This window comes from Lentzea sp. HUAS12 (assembly GCF_024125735.1).
GTDB lineage: Bacteria > Actinomycetota > Actinomycetes > Mycobacteriales > Pseudonocardiaceae > Lentzea > Lentzea albida.
On record NZ_CP099738.1, the window covers coordinates 1,660,601 to 1,677,958 of the forward strand.

12 protein-coding genes and 1 pseudogene are annotated in these 17,358 nt (G+C 69.3%); 8 read left to right on the plus strand and 5 right to left on the minus strand.

The window, feature by feature from the left end; genetic code table 11:
• The first annotated feature begins 351 nt into the window (after window positions 1–351).
• The 8 genes and pseudogenes from ND450_RS07335 (at window position 352) to ND450_RS07370 (ending at window position 8,519) form a co-directional block, all read left to right on the plus strand.
• A complete protein-coding gene (locus ND450_RS07335; protein WP_253325398.1) occupies window positions 352–489 on the plus strand; it encodes a hypothetical protein in 138 nt (45 codons plus the stop codon).
• Window positions 486–587 (plus strand): K(+)-transporting ATPase subunit F, encoded by a 102-nt coding sequence (kdpF, locus tag ND450_RS07340; RefSeq protein ID WP_253325399.1) that lies wholly within the window; start codon window positions 486–488, stop codon window positions 585–587. Before ND450_RS07335 ends, kdpF begins: the two co-directional genes overlap by 4 nt.
• A complete protein-coding gene (gene kdpA / locus ND450_RS07345; RefSeq protein ID WP_253325400.1) occupies window positions 587–2,209 on the plus strand; it encodes a potassium-transporting ATPase subunit KdpA in 1,623 nt (540 codons plus the stop codon). Before kdpF ends, kdpA begins: the two co-directional genes overlap by 1 nt.
• Window positions 2,206–4,263 carry a potassium-transporting ATPase subunit KdpB gene (gene kdpB, locus ND450_RS07350; protein WP_305885210.1) on the plus strand — a complete coding sequence of 686 codons (2,058 nt, stop codon included), beginning with the start codon at window positions 2,206–2,208 and terminating at the stop codon, window positions 4,261–4,263. The genes kdpA and kdpB overlap by 4 nt, the downstream gene beginning before the upstream one ends.
• A 4-nt stretch (window positions 4,264–4,267) precedes the next feature.
• Window positions 4,268–4,792 (plus strand): potassium-transporting ATPase subunit C, encoded by a 525-nt coding sequence (locus ND450_RS07355; RefSeq protein WP_253325401.1) that lies wholly within the window; start codon window positions 4,268–4,270, stop codon window positions 4,790–4,792.
• A complete protein-coding gene (locus ND450_RS07360; RefSeq protein ID WP_253325402.1) occupies window positions 4,773–7,343 on the plus strand; it encodes a sensor histidine kinase KdpD in 2,571 nt (856 codons plus the stop codon). Before ND450_RS07355 ends, ND450_RS07360 begins: the two co-directional genes overlap by 20 nt.
• A pseudogene (locus ND450_RS07365) lies at window positions 7,340–8,023 on the plus strand (response regulator). Before ND450_RS07360 ends, ND450_RS07365 begins: the two are co-directional and overlap by 4 nt.
• 79 nt (window positions 8,024–8,102) lie before the next feature.
• Window positions 8,103–8,519: a hypothetical protein gene (locus ND450_RS07370; protein ID WP_253325403.1), complete on the plus strand. Its 417-nt coding sequence runs from the start codon at window positions 8,103–8,105 to the stop codon at window positions 8,517–8,519.
• A gap of 346 nt (window positions 8,520–8,865) precedes the next feature.
• On the opposite strand, the gene ND450_RS07375 is transcribed toward ND450_RS07370, so the two are convergent.
• From ND450_RS07375 to ND450_RS07395, 5 genes are all read right to left on the minus strand, one after another.
• The gene (locus tag ND450_RS07375; RefSeq protein ID WP_253325404.1) at window positions 8,866–10,140 is read right to left on the minus strand and encodes a ricin-type beta-trefoil lectin domain protein; all 1,275 of its coding nucleotides are present in this window, start codon (window positions 10,138–10,140) and stop codon (window positions 8,866–8,868) included.
• Between the two features lie 17 nt (window positions 10,141–10,157).
• A complete protein-coding gene (locus tag ND450_RS07380) occupies window positions 10,158–11,465 on the minus strand; it encodes a cellulose binding domain-containing protein (RefSeq protein WP_253325405.1) in 1,308 nt (435 codons plus the stop codon).
• An 18-nt stretch (window positions 11,466–11,483) separates the two neighbouring features.
• Complete coding sequence (locus ND450_RS07385) at window positions 11,484–14,330, minus strand: glycoside hydrolase N-terminal domain-containing protein (protein ID WP_253325406.1); 2,847 nt, start codon at window positions 14,328–14,330, stop codon at window positions 11,484–11,486.
• Window positions 14,331–14,354: 24 nt separating this feature from the next.
• Complete coding sequence (locus tag ND450_RS07390; protein ID WP_253325407.1) at window positions 14,355–15,716, minus strand: glycoside hydrolase family 43 protein; 1,362 nt, start codon at window positions 15,714–15,716, stop codon at window positions 14,355–14,357.
• 73 nt (window positions 15,717–15,789) lie between these two features.
• The gene (locus ND450_RS07395) at window positions 15,790–17,130 is read right to left on the minus strand and encodes an endo-1,4-beta-xylanase (RefSeq protein WP_253325408.1); all 1,341 of its coding nucleotides are present in this window, start codon (window positions 17,128–17,130) and stop codon (window positions 15,790–15,792) included.
• Between the last annotated feature and the right edge of the window lie 228 nt (window positions 17,131–17,358).

Consider the following 17,358-nt stretch of genomic DNA (forward strand, 5'->3'; position numbering starts at 1 on the left):
CACGCCGACCAGGCTTCCCGGCACACCTGACGACCAGGGTAGGTCGTGGTGGTGCCGGGGCACAGGGCCATCAGACCCAACGGATCGCGGCCCGTGATCGGCGCGCGCCGTGCGGCCGTTCGGACGGCGTAATGGTCGCCATCACAGCGGTGAGCACGGGACGGCGGCACATCCCGGATCGGCTGACGACAAGCGATCCGAACGACACCTCGACGACCAGCTGGATCACATTCGGTGACGTCGGTCGCATCGATCGGGTGAGACCTGGATCGCTCCGCGTAAAGATCGCATCAAGGAACCCACCTCCGGTGTCAAGGTGCTGTCAGGTCCCTCTGAACTGGCGTTTTCGTGATGCACGCTTCCTGCCGTCAGGACCGATCGACTGTTGCTGAAGGGAGCGGCGTCATGGCCGACCTGGCCTATGCGTTGCTGCTGATCGTGAGTTTCCTCGTGCTGGGGCTCACCGTGCGTGGACTGGAGAAGCTGTGAACGGCACCGGTGTCGTCGCGAACGTCATCGCGGGCGTGATCGCGCTCGGGTTGATCGTCTACTTGTTCATCGCACTGATCAGGCCGGAGAAGTTCTGATGTCCCCTGTCGTGGCCGGCCTCGTCCAGGTCGGCATCCTGCTGGCGGCTCTCGCGGTCGCGTACAGGCCGCTCGGCGACTACATGGCGCGGGTGTTCCGCAGCGAGAAGCACTCCAAGGCGGAACTCGCGATCTACCGGTTCGCCCGGATCGACCCCGCCACCGAGCAGAAGTGGAGCACCTACGCCTTTGGTGTGCTCGGCTTCTCGTTCGTGAGCATCGTGCTCCTGTACGTCCTCCAACGGATCCAGTCCTTGCTGCCGTTCGACTTCGACCGCGGCAACGTGCCGGAAGGCATGTCGTTCAACACGGCCATCAGCTTCGTCACGAACACGAACTGGCAGTCGTACGTACCGGAAGCCGTGATGGGCCACACGGTCCAGATGATCGGCTTGACGGTGCAGAACTTCGTGTCGGCCGCCGTCGGGCTGGCCGTGGCGGTGGCGCTCGTCCGCGGTTTCGTGCGGCACCAGACGGACCGGCTCGGCAACTTCTGGGTCGACCTCGTCCGCGGCACGCTGCGGATCCTGCTGCCATTGGCGTTCGTGTTCGCGCTCGTGCTGATCGCGTTGGGCGTCACGATGTCGCTGAAGTCCGGTGTGGACGTCGACGGTCAGACCGTCGCGAACGCACCCGTTGCCTCCCAGGAGGCGATCAAGGAACTCGGCACCAACGGCGGTGGTGTCCTCAACGCGAACTCCGCGCACCCGTTCGAGAACCCGAACGAGTGGTCGAACCTCATCGAGATCTTCCTGCTCCTGGTCGTCCCGGTCGCGCTCACCCGCACGTTCGGACAGCTCGTCGGCAACAAGAAGCAGGGCTACGTGCTGCTGGGCGTCATGGGCTTGATCTGGAGCGCCATGCTCACGGTCATCTGGACCGCCGAGGCGAACGGGCTCAGGCCGTTGGAAGGCAAGGAGTTCCGCTTCGGCATCGCGTCGAGCGCGTTGTTCGCCAACTCCACGACCGGCACGTCCACCGGAGCGGTGAACTCGCTGCACGACAGCTTCACCGGTCTCGGCGGCGGCGGTGCGATGCTGAACATGTTGTTCGGCGAGATGACGCCGGGCGGTGTCGGCACCGGCCTGTACAGCATCCTGGTGATGGCGATCATCGCGATGTTCCTGGCGGGCCTGATGGTCGGCCGCACGCCCGAGTACCTCGGGAAGAAGCTGGGGCGCCGGGAGGTCACGGCCGCCGCGGTGTCGATCCTCGCGATGCCCACGGTGCTGCTGATCGGCGCGGGCATCGCCGCGATCCTGCCGGGAACGCAGGGAGCGCTCAACAACTCCGGTGAGCACGGGCTGTCGGAGATCCTCTACGCCTACGCGTCGGCGTCGAACAACAACGGCAGCGCGTTCGCCGGCATCACGGTGACCAGCGACTGGTTCCAGTCCTCGCTCGGCCTGTGCATGCTGTTCGGCCGGTTCGTCCCGATCATCGCGGTCCTCGCGCTCGCCGGTTCCCTTGCGGCGCAGAAGAAGGTGCCGGTGACGGCGGGCACGCTGCCCACCACCGGACCGCTGTTCGCGACGCTGCTGACCGGCGCGATCGTGCTGGTCGCCGCACTCACGTTCGTTCCCGCTCTCGCTCTTGGTCCCATCGCGGAGGCACTGCTGTGACCAGCACACTTCAGCGGACTCCAGAAGAGATCCGCGACCGGCACGCCGAGAACCTGGGCCACCAGGTCGGCGCCGGCGTCTTCGACCCCAAGCAGCTGCTCAAGTCGCTGCCGGACGCGCTGCGCAAGTTCGACCCGCGCCACCAGCTGCGCAACCCGGTGATGTTCGTCGTCTGGGCCGGCTCGCTGCTGGTCACCGTCTTCGCGTTCCTCGACCCCAGCGTGTTCACCATCGCGGTCACGGTGTGGCTGTGGTTCACCGTGCTGTTCGCGAACCTCGCCGAGGCCGTCGCGGAAGGACGCGGCAAGGCGCAGGCCGAGTCGCTGCGCAAGACGAAGAAGGACGCCGTCGCCCGGCGGTTGACCGAGGACGGTTCCGAGGAACGCGTGCCCGGCACCGAGCTCCGGCTCGGCGACCTGGTCGTCGTGGAGGCCGGCGAAGTCGTCCCGGGCGACGGTGACGTCGTCGAGGGCATCGCGACCGTGGACGAGTCGGCCATCACCGGCGAGTCCGCGCCGGTGATCCGCGAGTCCGGCGGTGACCGGTCCGCCGTCACCGGTGGCACGACCGTGCTGTCCGACCGGATCGTCGTCAAGATCACGGCCAAGCCGGGCGAGACGTTCGTGGACCGGATGATCGCGCTGGTCGAGGGTGCCGAGAGGCAGAAGACGCCGAACGAGATCGCGCTGACGATCCTGCTGTCGACGCTGACGATCATCTTCCTGCTGGCCGTCGTGGCGCTGCAGCCGTTCGCGATCTACTCCGGCGGCGAGCAGTCGGTGGTCGTGCTGACCGCGTTGCTGGTCTGCCTGATCCCGACGACGATCGGCGCGCTGCTGTCCGCGATCGGCATCGCGGGCATGGACCGCCTGGTGCAGCGCAACGTCCTCGCCACCTCGGGCAAGGCGGTCGAGGCGGCGGGTGACATCGACACGTTGCTGCTCGACAAGACCGGAACGATCACCTGGGGCAACCGGCGCGCGACCGAGTTCATCGCGGCCGCCGGCGTCGACGAGCACAGGCTCGCGGAGGTGGTGCGGCTGTCGAGCCTCGCCGACGGCACACCCGAAGGCCGCAGCATCGTCGAGCTGTGCGTGCGGAAGTACGGTCTGTCGGCCGAGCCGACCGACGCGGAGAGGGCCGGCGAGTTCGTGCCGTTCACCGCGCAGACCCGCATGTCCGGCATCGACCTCGGCGACCGCCGCATCCGCAAGGGCGCCGCCAGCGGGTTCGGCACCTCCGACGCGGTGCGCCAGGTCGTCGACGGGATCAGCTCCGACGGTGGCACGCCGCTGGTGGTCGCGGAGAACGACGAGGTGCTCGGCGTCATCAGGTTGAGCGACGTCGTGAAGCCGGGGATGAAGGCGCGGTTCGACGAGCTGCGCGCGATGGGCATCCGCACGGTCATGGTCACGGGCGACAACCCGCTGACCGCCCGCGCCATCGCGGCCGAGGCCGGGGTGGACGACTTCCTGGCCGAGGCCAAGCCCGAGGACAAGATGGCCCTGATCCGCAAGGAGCAGGAGGGCGGCCGCCTGGTCGCGATGACCGGGGACGGCACGAACGACGCACCGGCGCTCGCGCAGTCCGACGTCGGCGTCGCGATGAACACCGGTACGTCGGCCGCGAAGGAGGCCGGCAACATGGTCGACCTCGACTCGGACCCGACGAAGCTCATCGAGATCGTGGAGATCGGCAAGCAGCTGCTGATCACCCGCGGAGCGCTCACGACGTTCTCCGTGGCGAACGACCTGGCCAAGTACTTCGCGATCCTGCCCGCCATGTTCGCCGCCATCTACCCGGCGCTGGACAAGCTCAACATCATGCACCTCGCGACGCCGCAGTCGGCGATCCTGTCGGCGGTGATCTTCAACGCGCTGGTCATCGTGGCGCTGATCCCGCTGGCGCTCAAGGGCGTGAAGTACCGGCCGTCCAGCGCGTCCGCGCTGCTGCGGCGCAACCTGCTGATCTACGGCCTGGGCGGCGTCGTCACGCCTTTCGCCGGGATCTGGCTGATCGACCTGCTCGTGCGACTCATCCCCGGGATCGGCTGAACCAATGGACAACTTCTTCAAACAGGCCTGGGCGGGCGTTCGCATCCTGCTGGCGCTGACCGTGATCCTCGGTGTGGCCTACCCGGCCGCGGTGTGGGGCGTGTCGCGCATCCCCGGCCTGCACGCCAACGCCGAGGCGTCCGGCACCACCCTGGTGGCCGTTGTGCGGGAGGGGGACCAGTACTTCGTGCCGCGCCCGTCCGCCGCCACGCTGCCCGCGTCCGGCGGCTCCAACAAGAGCGAGATCAACGAGGACTACACCAAGGTCGTCGACGAGCGGCGCACGGCGATCGCTCGACGCGAAGGCGTGTCCGAGGACCAGGTTCCCCAGGACGCCGTCACGGCGTCGGCCTCCGGTCTCGACCCGGACATCAGCCCGGCCTACGCCGAGATCCAGATCCCGCGCGTGGCGAAGGCCAGCGGCCTGCCGGTGGAGAAGGTGCGGGAACTGGTGGCGGCCGCGACCGGGGGCACGTTCACCACGACCGTCAACGTCACGGCGCTCAACCGTGCCATCGACGCGGCCTGAGTCTCGTCGCGGCGAGCTGAGGATCTACCTCGGCGCGGCTCCCGGTGTCGGCAAGACCTTCGCCATGCTCGGCGAGGCCCACCGGCGCCGGGAGCGCGGCACCGACGTGGTCGTCGGTCTCGTCGAGACGCACGGCCGGGAGAAGACCGGCAACCTGGTGGACGGCCTGGAGGTGTTGCCACGCCGTGAGTTCCACCACCGGGGCGTCGACTTCTCCGAGATGGACGTCGACGCACTGCTCGCCCGCGCGCCCGAAGTGGCGGTCGTGGACGAGTTGGCGCACACCAACGTTCCCGGTTCGCGCAACGAGAAGCGGTGGCAGGACGTCGAGGAGCTGCTCGACGCGGGCATCGACGTCCTGTCCACCGTGAACGTCCAGCACCTCGAGTCGCTCAACGACGTCGTCCAGCGCATCACCGGCGTCCAGCAACGGGAAACCGTGCCGGACGAGGTGGTGCGCCGGGCCGACCAGCTCGAACTGGTCGACATCACCCCGGAGGCGCTGCGGCGCAGACTCGCGCACGGCAACGTCTACGCGGCACACAAGATCGACGCCGCTCTGGGCAACTACTTCCGCGTCGGCAACCTCACCGCGCTGCGGGAGCTGGCGCTGCTGTGGGTCGCCGACCAGGTCGACGTCGCCCTTCAGCGCTACCGCACCGAACAGCGGATCACCGACACCTGGGAGACCCGCGAGCGCGTCGTCGTGTCGGTCACCGGCGGGCCGGAGAGCGAGACGCTCATCCGGCGCGCCAGGAGGATCGCGTTGCGCGCCGGTGCCGAACTGCTGGTCGTGCACGTGATGCGCGGCGACGGCCTCACCGGCGCGACGCCCGAGCTGATCGCGAAGTGCCGCAGGATCGCCGAGGACCTCGGCGCGACGTTCCACCAGGTCGTCGGCGACGACGTGCCGACCGCACTGCTGGAGTTCGCGCGTGGCGTCAACGCGACCCAGCTCGTGCTCGGCACCTCGCGCCGGTCGCGGCTCGCGCGGGCGTTCGACGAGGGCATCGGTGCATCGGTCGTGCAGGAGTCCGGCGCCATCGACGTGCACATGGTCACGCACGACGAATCCCACCGCGGCCTGCGCTGGAAGATCGGCCGCAACGCCCTCAGCGCATCCCGGCAGCTCACCGGCTGGCTGGCATCGGTCCTGCTCCCTGCCGCCACCACCGTGCTCGGCCTGTTCTGGCGGGACGACATCACCTACTCCACCGACCTGGTCGGGTTCCTGCTCGCCACCTGCGTGGTCGCGCTGATCGGTGGCCTGGGACCGGCGCTGGTCAGCGCGTTCCTCGGCGCGGGCCTGCTCAACTACTTCTTCACCGAGCCCTACTACAGCCTCGCGGTGAACTCGCCGGAGAACGTGATCACGCTGGTGGCCATGGTGATCGTGGCGACGATCGTCGCGCTGGTCGTCGACCGGGCGGCACGGCTGGGGGAGCAGGGCGCCCGCGCCCGGACCGAGGCCGCGCTGCTCGCCTCGTACTCCCGCACCGTGCTCACGAACCCGTACCCGCTCGCGCGGTTGCTGGAGAAGATCCGGGAGAACTTCGGCCTGGAGTCGGTGGCACTGCTGGAGAAACGCTCGACCGAGTGGGAACGCGTCGCCTGCGTGGGGGCGCGCCCGTGCAACGACCCCGACGAGGCCGATGCCGACGTCGCCGTCACCAGCGACATCCACCTCGCGCTCAAGGGCCGCACGTTGCCCGCGAGCGACCAACGAGTGCTGGAGGCGGCCGCGGGGCAGGCGTTGATGGCTCTGCGGCAACAGCGCATGGCCGATGAGACGAGGGACGCCCAGCGCAAGGTGGAGACGACCGAGCTGCGCACCGCGTTGCTGTCGGGCGTCGGCCACGACCTGCGGACTCCGCTCACGTCGATCAAGGCCGCGATCGGCAGCCTGCGCGACCGCGACCTGCGACTGTCCGAAGAGGACACGGCAGAGCTGATGGAGACCGTGGAGGAGTCCGCCGACCGCCTCAACGGCCTGGTGGACAACCTGCTCGACTCCTCCCGCCTCGCCACCGGATCGGTCGCGCCGATCATGCGGCCGGTCGGCTACTACGAGGTCGTCGCCAGGGCACTGTCGGCCGTGGACGAACGGCGAGCGGTCACGGTCGACGTCGACGAGGACCTTCCTCTCGTGGAGGCGGACATCGGCCTGCTGGAACGGGTGGTGGCCAACGTCATCGACAACGCGCTGCGCCACGGCCGGATGTCACCGCGCCGTGAGGTCGACGTCGACGGCGACGGGCGGGTCGCCGACGACGAGCCGGAGATCGCCGTCAGGGCGAGCACCCACGGCTCGTTCGTCGAGCTGAGGGTCGTCGACCACGGCCCCGGACTGCACAAGAAGGCCCTCGCCGGGGTCTTCACGCCGTTCCAGCGGCTCGGCGACCGCGACGCCACCCCCGGCGTCGGCCTGGGCCTGAGCGTGGCGAAGGGCTTCACCGAGGCCATGGGCGGCGAGATCACCGCGGAGGACACCCCCGGCGGTGGACTCACGGTCGTGATCTCGCTGCAGGTGCACAAGGAGAACCACGAATGACTTCCGTGCTGGTGGTCGACGACGAACCGCAGATCGTCCGTGCGCTGAGAATCAACCTCAGCGCACACGGCTACGACGTCATGACCGCCTACGACGGCCGGACCGCGCTGAGCATCGCGGTGGAGACCAAACCCGATGTGGTCGTGCTCGACCTGGGACTACCCGACCTCGACGGGGTCGACGTCATCACAGGCCTGCGCGGCTGGTCCACCGTGCCGATCATCGTGCTGTCCGCACGCACCGACTCGACGGCGAAGGTCGAGGCGCTCGACGCGGGTGCCGACGACTACGTCACGAAGCCGTTCGGCATGGACGAGTTGCTGGCCAGGCTGCGTGCCGCGGTGCGGCGGAAGGCCACCGCCGTGCACGTGCCGGACGAACCGCTCGTGCGGACGTCGACCTTCACCGTCGACTTCACGGTCAAACGCGTGCACCGCGGCGACGACGAGGTGCACCTGACTCCCACCGAGTGGGGGATCCTGGAGATCCTCGCCCGCAACCCCGACCGGCTGGTGACGCAGAAACAGCTCCTGCAGGAGGTCTGGGGACCGAAGCACCTCAACGAGTCCCAGTACCTGCGGGTGTACATGGCGTAGCTCCGCCGCAAGCTGGAGCAGGACCCGTCGCGGCCGAAGCACCTGATCACCGAACCCGGTATGGGCTACCGCTTCCAGCCCTGAGGCAAAGGTTGCGCAAGTACCGCGTTGCAACGGCGCAAGTGCCCTCGAGATCCACGGATTCGACGAGTGGACTGGAGGCATGCGCACAACGGTTCCAGGGGGCTTCGCGTTCTTCTCAGGGTCGGCGCTCGCCGCCGTCGTGGTGTTGCTGCTGGTAGCGGTCGGTGTCCGGAGCGAGCCGGTGCTCTCGGTCGTCGCGTTGGTCGCCGTGGTCGACCTGGTCGCGGTGACGAGCAGGGCATGGGCCGCCCTGGCCACCGTGGTGGTGTGCTGGTGCCTGCACTCCGGGTTCGTGCTCGGCCGGCTCGGGGACCTGACGTTCACCGCGCGGTCCGGGCACGACGCGTTGGTGCTCGGCGGATGTGCGCTCGGCGCGGTCCTGCTGGTCTCGACCTTGCGGGCGGCGTCCGCGCCGTTGCACGAGGATGAGCACGACGAGAACGTGCCGACGATTCCCCGGCCGCGAGCCCCGCACGTGCTCACCCCGGCGAGCTGATCACGGACCATTCTGGCGACTCGACCTCACCCCAGGTGGCAGGGATCGGGCATGTGCAGATCAGGATCCTGTGGGGTGCCGGAAATCCGCAGGCACACGCTGAGCCGCGGTGATCAGGTCCTGTAGTCCTGCATGCTTGATCGTGGGCGTGGCACTGCGACTGCCTCATCTCGTCTTTGTCCGGCTGGGGGGCTGGCTGGTTCTGCTCGGCCGGTCCTCGGCGGCCAGGGACGTCGAGTTGTTGGTGTTGCGGCACTTGTTGGTGTTGCGGCACGAAGTCGCGTGTTGCGCTGCGTGGGACACGTCGTCTCCCGGTGTGCGCCGGTCGGCGGGGGAGCGGGCGACGTCAGGCCTGGGTCCAGCGCTGGTCGGAGCTGCCCCGGCAGGTGGCCACGGTGACGGCCGCGCCGTTGCCCGTGCCGCCGGAGGTGAGGCACAGTCCTGTCTGGACGCTGGTGACGGTGCCGCCGCCGACGGTCCAGCTCTGGTTGGTGCCGCCGTGGCAGTCCCAGATCTGCACCCTGGCCCCGGAACCGGCGCCGGTGGGCTCGTCGAGGCACTTGCCGACGACCTGGAGCGCCTGACCGTTCCGGGTGAACTGCTGGTTGGCGTTCGCGTGGCAGTCCCAGGTGATCAGCTGGGTGCCGTTGGCCGTGCCCGCCCCGGACACGTCGAGGCAGCGGCCGGAGGCCTCGCCGCGCAACCGGAACGACGTGGGACCTGGGGTCGTGTCACCGGTGAAGAACTTCCACACCTCGGTCTTGACCCAGCTGCGGGCGCCGCTCACGCATCCCGCGCACCCGTCCACCGGTCCCTGCTGGTGTCCGCCGTCGAACGGCGCCCACACCACGGGGTAACCGCTGCGGCAACCCGAGTAGGCGGTGGTGATGTGCGTGTTGCTGCCCCGCGCGGGCTCCGGGGCGTTCTGCGCGGTGCAGCCGTTGTTGCGGACCCAGCGGTCGCGCTGACCGCGGCCCGACCCGATGTTGTCGTTGATGCCGTGGATGCCCATGAACGCCACGGGCGCGGTGCCGCCGGCGCACCCGCTGATCTCACCCGGCGAGGCGATCGCGGCGATGGCGCGGAACACCGTCGGCCGGGAGCAGGCGAGCGAGATGCTCATCGCGCCGCCGTAGCTGAAGCCGAGCGAGAAGCGCTGCGTGGTGTCGACGCAGAGGTCGTTCTCGATGCGGCTGAGCATGTCGTCGACGAACCGGACGTCCTCGCCGCCGGAGTTGCCCCAGCCGTTGTTCAGGCCCTGCGGCGCGACGAAGATCGTCGAGTTGTTCGCCAGCCGGCGCAGGCCGTAGTGGGCGTAGACGTCGCCGTCGCTGCCACCGCCCGCCACCTGGCCGGCCGTGCCGCCCAGCCAGTGAAACCCGAAGACCAGCCGGTACTGGCGCGTGTTGTCGTAGTCGTCCGGGATGCTCAGGATGAACGAGCGGTTCTTGCCGCCGCTCTGGATGGTCTGGTCGCCGTTGCGCAGCGTGGGGGCCTTGCCGCAGCCGGCGGTGCCCGCGAGCACGGCCGGATCGGCCTGCGCGGCACCGGTGCCGGAGAGGACCAGCGCGGCCGCCGCGATCAGCGACCACGCCCGTCGTTGGATGGTGTTGCGTCGCATGGGTTTCTCTTCCGTGGTCAGGAGGCTGTGCACGTGGTTCCGTTGAGGGCGAACGAGGCGGGAGCGGAGGCGTCACCGGTGTGGTTCGCCTGGAAGCCGACCGTGACGGACGCGTTCGGCGCGATGTCGGCGTTGTAGGAGACGTTCCTGGCCGTCACCTGGCCCGACGCGGGGGAGTAGGTGGCACTCCAGCCGGACGTGATGGACTGGCCGCCGGGCAGGGTGAAGACCAGCGACCAGCCGCTGATCGGGGCGGAGCCGGTGTTCGTGATGGTGATGTTCGACGTGAGGCCGTTGTTCCAGGCGTTGATCACGTCGCCGACGCGGCACGTCGCGCCACCCGGCGGGGTCGAGGTCGTGGTGGTAGTGGTCGTTGTCGTCGTCGGGCCGGTACCGCCGTCGAACTGGGTGATGAACTTCCACGCCTCACCGGAGGTCCAGGTGCGCCAGCCGTCACCACCCGAGTCGATCGGGCCCGGCGTGTGGCCGCCGTCGAACGCCGCCCACACCACCGGGTACCCGGCGCGGCAGCCGCTGTAGGCGGTCACGACGTGGGTCCGGCTGCCCGCGCCCGGCTCGCGGGGGTTCTGGGCCGTGCAACCGTTGTTGCGCACGAACCGGTCGCGCAGCCCGCGGCCCAGGCCGATGCCCAGGACGTTGTCGCTGACGCCGTGGATGCCCAGGTAGGCGATGGGATCGCTGCCACCGGAGCATCCGCTGAGCTCGGCACCGGAGTAGACGACGACCGCGCGGAACACCTTGGCGCGGGCGCAGGCGATGGCGTAGGACATGCCGCCGCCGTAGCTGAAGCCACCGGCGTAGCGCTGGGCCGTGTCGACGCACAGGCTGTTGTCCAGCAACCGGACCAGGTCGTCGATGAACGTCAGGTCCTGGCCGCCCGGGTTGGCCCAGCCGTTGCCGTTGCCCTGCGGTGCCACGAAGATCGTGCCGTTGTTCGCCTGGTCGGACAGCCGGCGCAGGCCGTAGTAGGACCAGTTGTAGCCGTCGGTGCCGCCGGAGTCGACGTCGTTCGCGGTGCCGCCCCGCCAGTGCAGGCCGACGAACAACCGGTACTGGCGGTTGGCGTCGTACCCGGGCGGCACGCGCAGGATGTAGGTGCGGTTCTGCCCGCCGCTCGAGATGGTGTGCTGGCCGCTCGTGAGGGCCGGTGCCTTGCCGCACCCGGCCGTTCCCGCGAGCGCGGCCGGCCCGTCCGGTGTCGTGCCGCCGGCGGCGATGCCCGCCGCACCCAGGAAGACGACGGCACTCGCCGCCGCCAGCGCGGGCACGATCCTGCGCCGGAACCACTTGACCTGCTGGAACATCGTCGTTCCTCCGGTTCGTCAGGCTGGTTGGAGCTGGAACCGCTGGTTCTCGGCCCCGCTGGGGTTCCACTGGGAGATCCGGGCACCGTCGGCGGCCGACGCCTCCCACACGTCGAGAGCGAGGCCGCTCAGCCGGCTGACCAGGCTGACGACCCCGCCGCCCTGGTCGGCCACGCGCCACTGCTGAGAGGCCGCTCCCGTGTCCGTCTGCTGGGTGACGTCGGCGCCGGCGGCCGTGCTCGCGACCTGGAGCACCAGGCCGCTGTGCCGGGCCCGGACGCGGTAGTAGCCGCCGCCGGAGTCGAGGAAGTCGAACTGTTGGTTGAGCCCGCCGGTCGGGGACCACTGCTGCAACACCGCACCAGTAGCCGCGGAAGCACCGCTGATGTCGGCGTACTTGCCGCTGTGCCGTGCGATGAGCCGGTAGTACACGCCCGGTTGCACGCCCAACCCGGTGCCCTGGCCGGTCGCGCGGTAGGTGCGTCCGGCCTGGACGATGAACTCCACGACATCGGCTTCGGGTTTCCTCGCCTGCACCACGGCACCGGTGGTCGTGTCGCGCAGCTCGAACGTGCCGGTGAAGATCCGGTTGCGGACGCGGACCGTGCCGCTGCGGTCCGGGGTGACGGACAGCGCGATCGCGCCGTCGGCCGCCCACGTCGCGCCGACCGTGTGGCCGCCGCGCCCGCGCAGGCCCGTGACGCTGCCCGCGGGCCAGGCCGGGGGCAGGGCGGGGAGCACGTGCAACTCGCCGTTGTGGCTGTGCAGCAGCATCTCCGCGATGCCGGAGGTCGCGCCGAAGTTGCCGTCGATCTGGAACGGTGGGTGCAGGTCGAACATGTTGGGTGCCAACCGGTCCGTGGTCACGAGCGAGCGCAGCAGGTCGTGCGCGCGGGAACCCTCCTCGAGCCGCGCCCAGTAGTTGATCTTCCAGGCGAGCGACCACCCGGTGCCCGCGTCACCGCGCAGTTCGAGGGTGCGACGGGCGGCGGTGTGCAGCTGAGGTGTGCCGCGCTTGGTGATCTGGTTGCTCGGGTGCAGGCCGTACAGGTGCGAGACGTGCCGGTGGTTCGGTTCGGTCTCCACCCAGTCGTGGAGCCACTCCATCACGTTGCCGCGCGACCCGACCTTCGTCGGCGCCAGCCGCTGCCGCGCCGACCGCGCCTGCGCGCGGAAGTCGGTGTCGACGCCCAGCACCTCGGACGCGCTCGCGCAGCCGTCGAACAGGTCGCGCAGGATCTGCATGTCCATCGTGGGCCCGGCGCACACCGACGCGTTGGCGTGGTGGTTGAGTTCCGGTGAGTTGGACGGGTTCGTGACGAGGTGGCCGAGGTTCGGCTCGGTGACGAGCGTGTCGAGGAAGAACTGCGCGCACCCCTTGAGCGCCGGGTAGTACGTGCGCAGGAACTCGACGTCACCGGTGAAGCGGTAGTGGTCCCAGATGAGCGTGGACAGCCACGCCCCACCCGTCTGCCACATGCCCGCCGCCGCGAAGTCGACGACGGAGGAACCGCGCCAGGCGTCGGTGTTGTGGTGGGTGACCCAGCCGCGGGCGCCGTACTGCACCTGGGCCGTGCGGGCACCAGTGGTCGTCAGGTCGGTGATCATGCGGAACACGGGTTGCAGGCACTCGCCGAGGTTGGTGGTGTCGGCCGGCCAGTAGTTCATCGGCAGGTTGGCGTTGATCGTGTACTTCGAGTCCCACGACGGCGCCATCTGGTCGTTCCAGATGCCCTGCAGGTTCGCCGGTTGCGTGCCGGGCCGGGACGACGAGATGAGCAGGTAGCGGCCGTACTGGAAGAGCAGCGCGGCGAACTGCGGGTCGGTGGTGCTCGCGTGCCGCGAGATCCGGACGTCGGTCGGCTGGTCGGCCGCCGCCGTCCGTCCCAGGTCGATCGTGACGCGCCCGAACAACGCCTGGTAGTCGGTGACGTGCCGGGCCCGCAGCGTGTCGAACGAGAAGCCCTGCGCGGCGTTCAGGCGGCTGCGGGCGATGCCCTGGTAGTCGCCGTTGACCGTGCGGAAGTCGACGTAGCTGCTGCCGATGGAGATCAGCAGCGTCACGGCGTTCGCACCGCTCACCTGCAGCGTCCCCGCCGAGCTGCTGATGTTGCCGCCCTCGGTCACCGCCTTCGCGAGCGCGAGGAACCGCACGGTGCCCGCGATTCCCCGCTGGGTGCCGGAGATCCCGTCCAGCGCGATCGTGGTGGCGTCCGGGCTGGACGTCGTCGTGCGCTGGGGCGAGCCGAACGACGCGGTGAACGCGATGGCCCCCGGCGTTTCGGCGGTCAGGCGCGCGACGACCACCTGGTCCGGCGCGCTGGCGAACACCTCCCGCCGGTGGCGCACGCCGTTCACCACGTAGCTCACCGAGGTCGTCGCCGTCGTGAGGTCGAGCGCGCGCTGGTACCCGGACGCGGTGCCGGACGGCAGCACCAGCCTGAGGTCGCCGACGGGCTGGTAGGCGAGCTGACCGGCCGGGCTGCCCAGCATGGTCTGGTCGATCAGCGACTGCGCCTGCGGCCACTGGTTCGAGAACACGAGCTGCCGGATCTGCGCCAGTGATCCGGCACCCCGCGGGTTGCTGTAGTCGTGCGGGCCTCCCGCCCAGACCGTGTCCTCGTTGAGCTGCAGGCGTTCGGTGTCGGTGTTGCCGAACACCATCGCGCCGAGCCGTCCGTTGCCCACCGGCAGCGCGCGCAGCCAGTCGCTGCCGGCGGGGCGGTCGTACCAGAGCGCGAGGTCGTTCGCCGCCCGCACCTCCTCGGGTGCCGCGGAGGAGGTGCCGGTGGCCGTCCACCCCGCCTGTGTCAGCACCACTCCCGCACCCAGCTTCATGAGCTGACGCCGGTTCAGGTCGGACATGTCGCTCCTCCGATGGCGTGGGGATCAGGCGGTGAACTGCCACCAGTTCACGTTGAGCAGGTAGCCGTTGCCTCCCGCGAACCTGAGGTAGAGGTCGCGGGTGCCGGTCAGTCCGCTGACCGAGCAGGAGACGGTGGTCCAGTTCTGCCAGCCGCCGGTGTTGGGCACCGAGCAGGTTCCGGCGAGAGCGCCGGTCGGGCCGCCGGAGCGGACCTCGACGGAACTTCCCGCGACGGTGGACGCGACGCGGGCGGTGAAGGTCCTGGCACCGTTGCCGAAGGCCACGTTCTTCAGCTTCACGTAGTCGCCGTTGTCGATGTAGCCGACGTTCATGCCGCCCTCGCTCGACGGCTCGGTCTCGATGCCGCTGCCCCACGCGATGGTCTCGGCTTCCTGGCGGACGTACGGGTTGAGCGTGTCCGCAGCGGGTGGCCCGGTCGTGGTCATGGAGATCGTCGGGATGGTGCCGTCGGAGTTGTAGCTGAACCTCTCCACGGCGACGGAGCGCGTGAAGCCGCCACCGCCGGGCAGAGCACCGTTGTGGTAGAAGAAGTACGAACCACCCTTGAAGTCGACGATGCCGGGGTGGTTGGTGAAACTGCTGCCCTGGGTGGGCATCACGGTGCCGCGGTAGGTCCACGGTCCGGTCGGGCTCGGCGCGGTGGAGTAGGCGATGAACTCCGAGCAGCACTTGGCCGCGAAGACGTTGTAGTACAGGCCGTTGCGCTTGTAGACCCAGGGACCCTCCTCGTAGAGGGTGGGCCGGTTCGGGTCACCGGTGCGGGTGCCGAAGCCCGCGGTGGTGAGCGGGATGCGGTTGACGCCGCCGCTGTAGGAGATCATGTCGGCGTTCAGCCGGACGTAGGACAGGTTCGGGTTGCCCCAGTACAGGTACGCCTGACCGTCGTCGTCGATCATGACGGTCGGGTCGATCTCGCCGTTCTCGACGAGCGGCCTGCCGATCGCGTCGCGGAACGGGCCGGTGGGGCTGTCGGACACGCCGACCCCGATGGCCGGACGGCCGGTCGACTTGGTGACGACGGGGACGTACCAGTAGAACTTGCCGTTGCGCTCGATCGCCTGCCCGGCCCAGGCGTCCTGCTTGGCCCAGCTGAAGGTGGCGAGGTTCATGGGGGAGCCGTGGTCGGTCCAGTTGACCATGTCGGCGGAGGACCAGACCCGCCACTCCTTCATGGTGAACCAGGTCGAGCCGTCCTCGTCGTGTCCTGTGTAGAGGTAGACCCGTCCGTTGTGGACCAACGGCGCGGGGTCGGCGGTGTAGATGTGTTGCACGATCGGGTTGTCCGCTCGCGCGGGGGCGATCACGGTCAGGACCAGTCCCACCACCGCGGCGGCGGTCGCCCAGAACCTTCGTTTCGTGGCCATCGTCGTCTCCCGAGGGCAGGGAGGCCCCGCGGCCCGGATGCCCGGGCCGCGCGAGCCGTCCTCCGGTGGTGTGTCAGGTGGCGGTGCAGGTGGGGTTGAGCCCGGACCCGCTGCCGGTGCCCTGGAAGCCGAACTCGGTGGACTGACCGGCCGGCACCGCGCCGTTGTAGTCCACGTTGGTGAAGGTGACGGTTCCGCTGGTACCGCTGCGGTTCGAGCTCCAGTGGGAGGTGACCGTCCCGTTCGACAGGGTGGTGGTGACCCGCCAGCCGCTCAGCGCGCCGGATCCGGCGGTGACCTTGATGGTGGCGACGAACCCGCCGTTCCACTGGTTCAGCGAGACCGACGCCGTGCAGCCGCCGGGACCGGGGTCGTTGGACGTCGTCGTGGTGGTCGTCGTGGGGCCGGGGCCTCCCGCGTTCAGCGCGTCGAGCACGGAGGTGTACGCGGCCTTCTTGGCGCCGGAACCGGTGAACAGCAACGGGTTCTCACCGGTGCGCCACGAGTCGGTGTCGCGGATGCCCCACACGGTGATGCCCGTGCAGGCGCGCACGGCCATGCACGCCCTCGTCACGGCCCCGTAGGCGTTCGCCTGGTTGCCGCCGGAGATGTCGAGCTCGGTGATCTGCACCTCGACGCCGAGGTTGGCGAAGCGCTGGAGGTTCGCCTGGTAGTCCGACGGCGCGTTGTTGGAGAGGTGGGACTGGAACCCGACGCAGTCGATCGGCACGCCGCGCGCTTTGAAGTCGCGCACCATGTTGTAGATGCCGGTGGACTTCGGGTTGATGCTGTCGGTGTTGTAGTCGTTGTAGCAGAGCTTCGCGTTCGGATCGGCCGCACGGGCCGCGCGGAACGCCGCCTCGATCCAGTCGTTGCCGGTCCGCTGCAGGTTGGAGTCGCGCCGGCCGCCGCTGCCGCCGTCGGCGAAGGCCTCGTTGACGACGTCCCAGGCGTAGATCTTGCCCTTGTAGTGCGTGGCGACCTGGGTGACGTGGTTCATCATGGCCTGGCGCAGGTCCGACCCCTCCATGCGCTGTGCCCAGCCCGGTTCCTGCTGGTGCCACAGGAGAGCGTGCCCGCGGACCCGCTTGCCGTTGCTCACGGCCTGGTTCAGGACGCGGTCCCCGCCGGAGTAGGTGAACTGGCCGCGGTTGGGCTCGGTGGCGTCCCACTTCATCTCGTTCTCGGCGGTCACCATGTTGAACTCGGTGTTGAGGATGTTCACGTACGTCTGGTCGTTGAGCTTGCCCGCCGCGACGGCCGTGCCGAAGTAGCGGCCGGACTGCGCCGCGGCGGCGCCGAGGGTGGTCGCCGCGCTGGCGGGAGCGGACACGACGAGCACGGCGCCGAGAGCCGCCGCCGCTGCGGTCGCCACGATCGGGACGAGTGAGACCGACCTCGATGTCAGTTTCATCTTCCACACTTTCACCGGAGGCGCCCGGAATGCGGGCGTGATGGGCAGGGCGATCCAGTTCGCGCTTCAGAGGTGCGCGCGGAATCGTCTTCGGTGGAAAAGCGTCATCGCCGTCCCCTTCCGCATGCGACTGCGAGTGCGCCGGTCAGGAGTGTTCCAGCTGGATGTTCACGCTCACAAGAAGGTGCGTGCCAGTTGTTCGGAGAATTGGTCTGGATGGCGCACGGG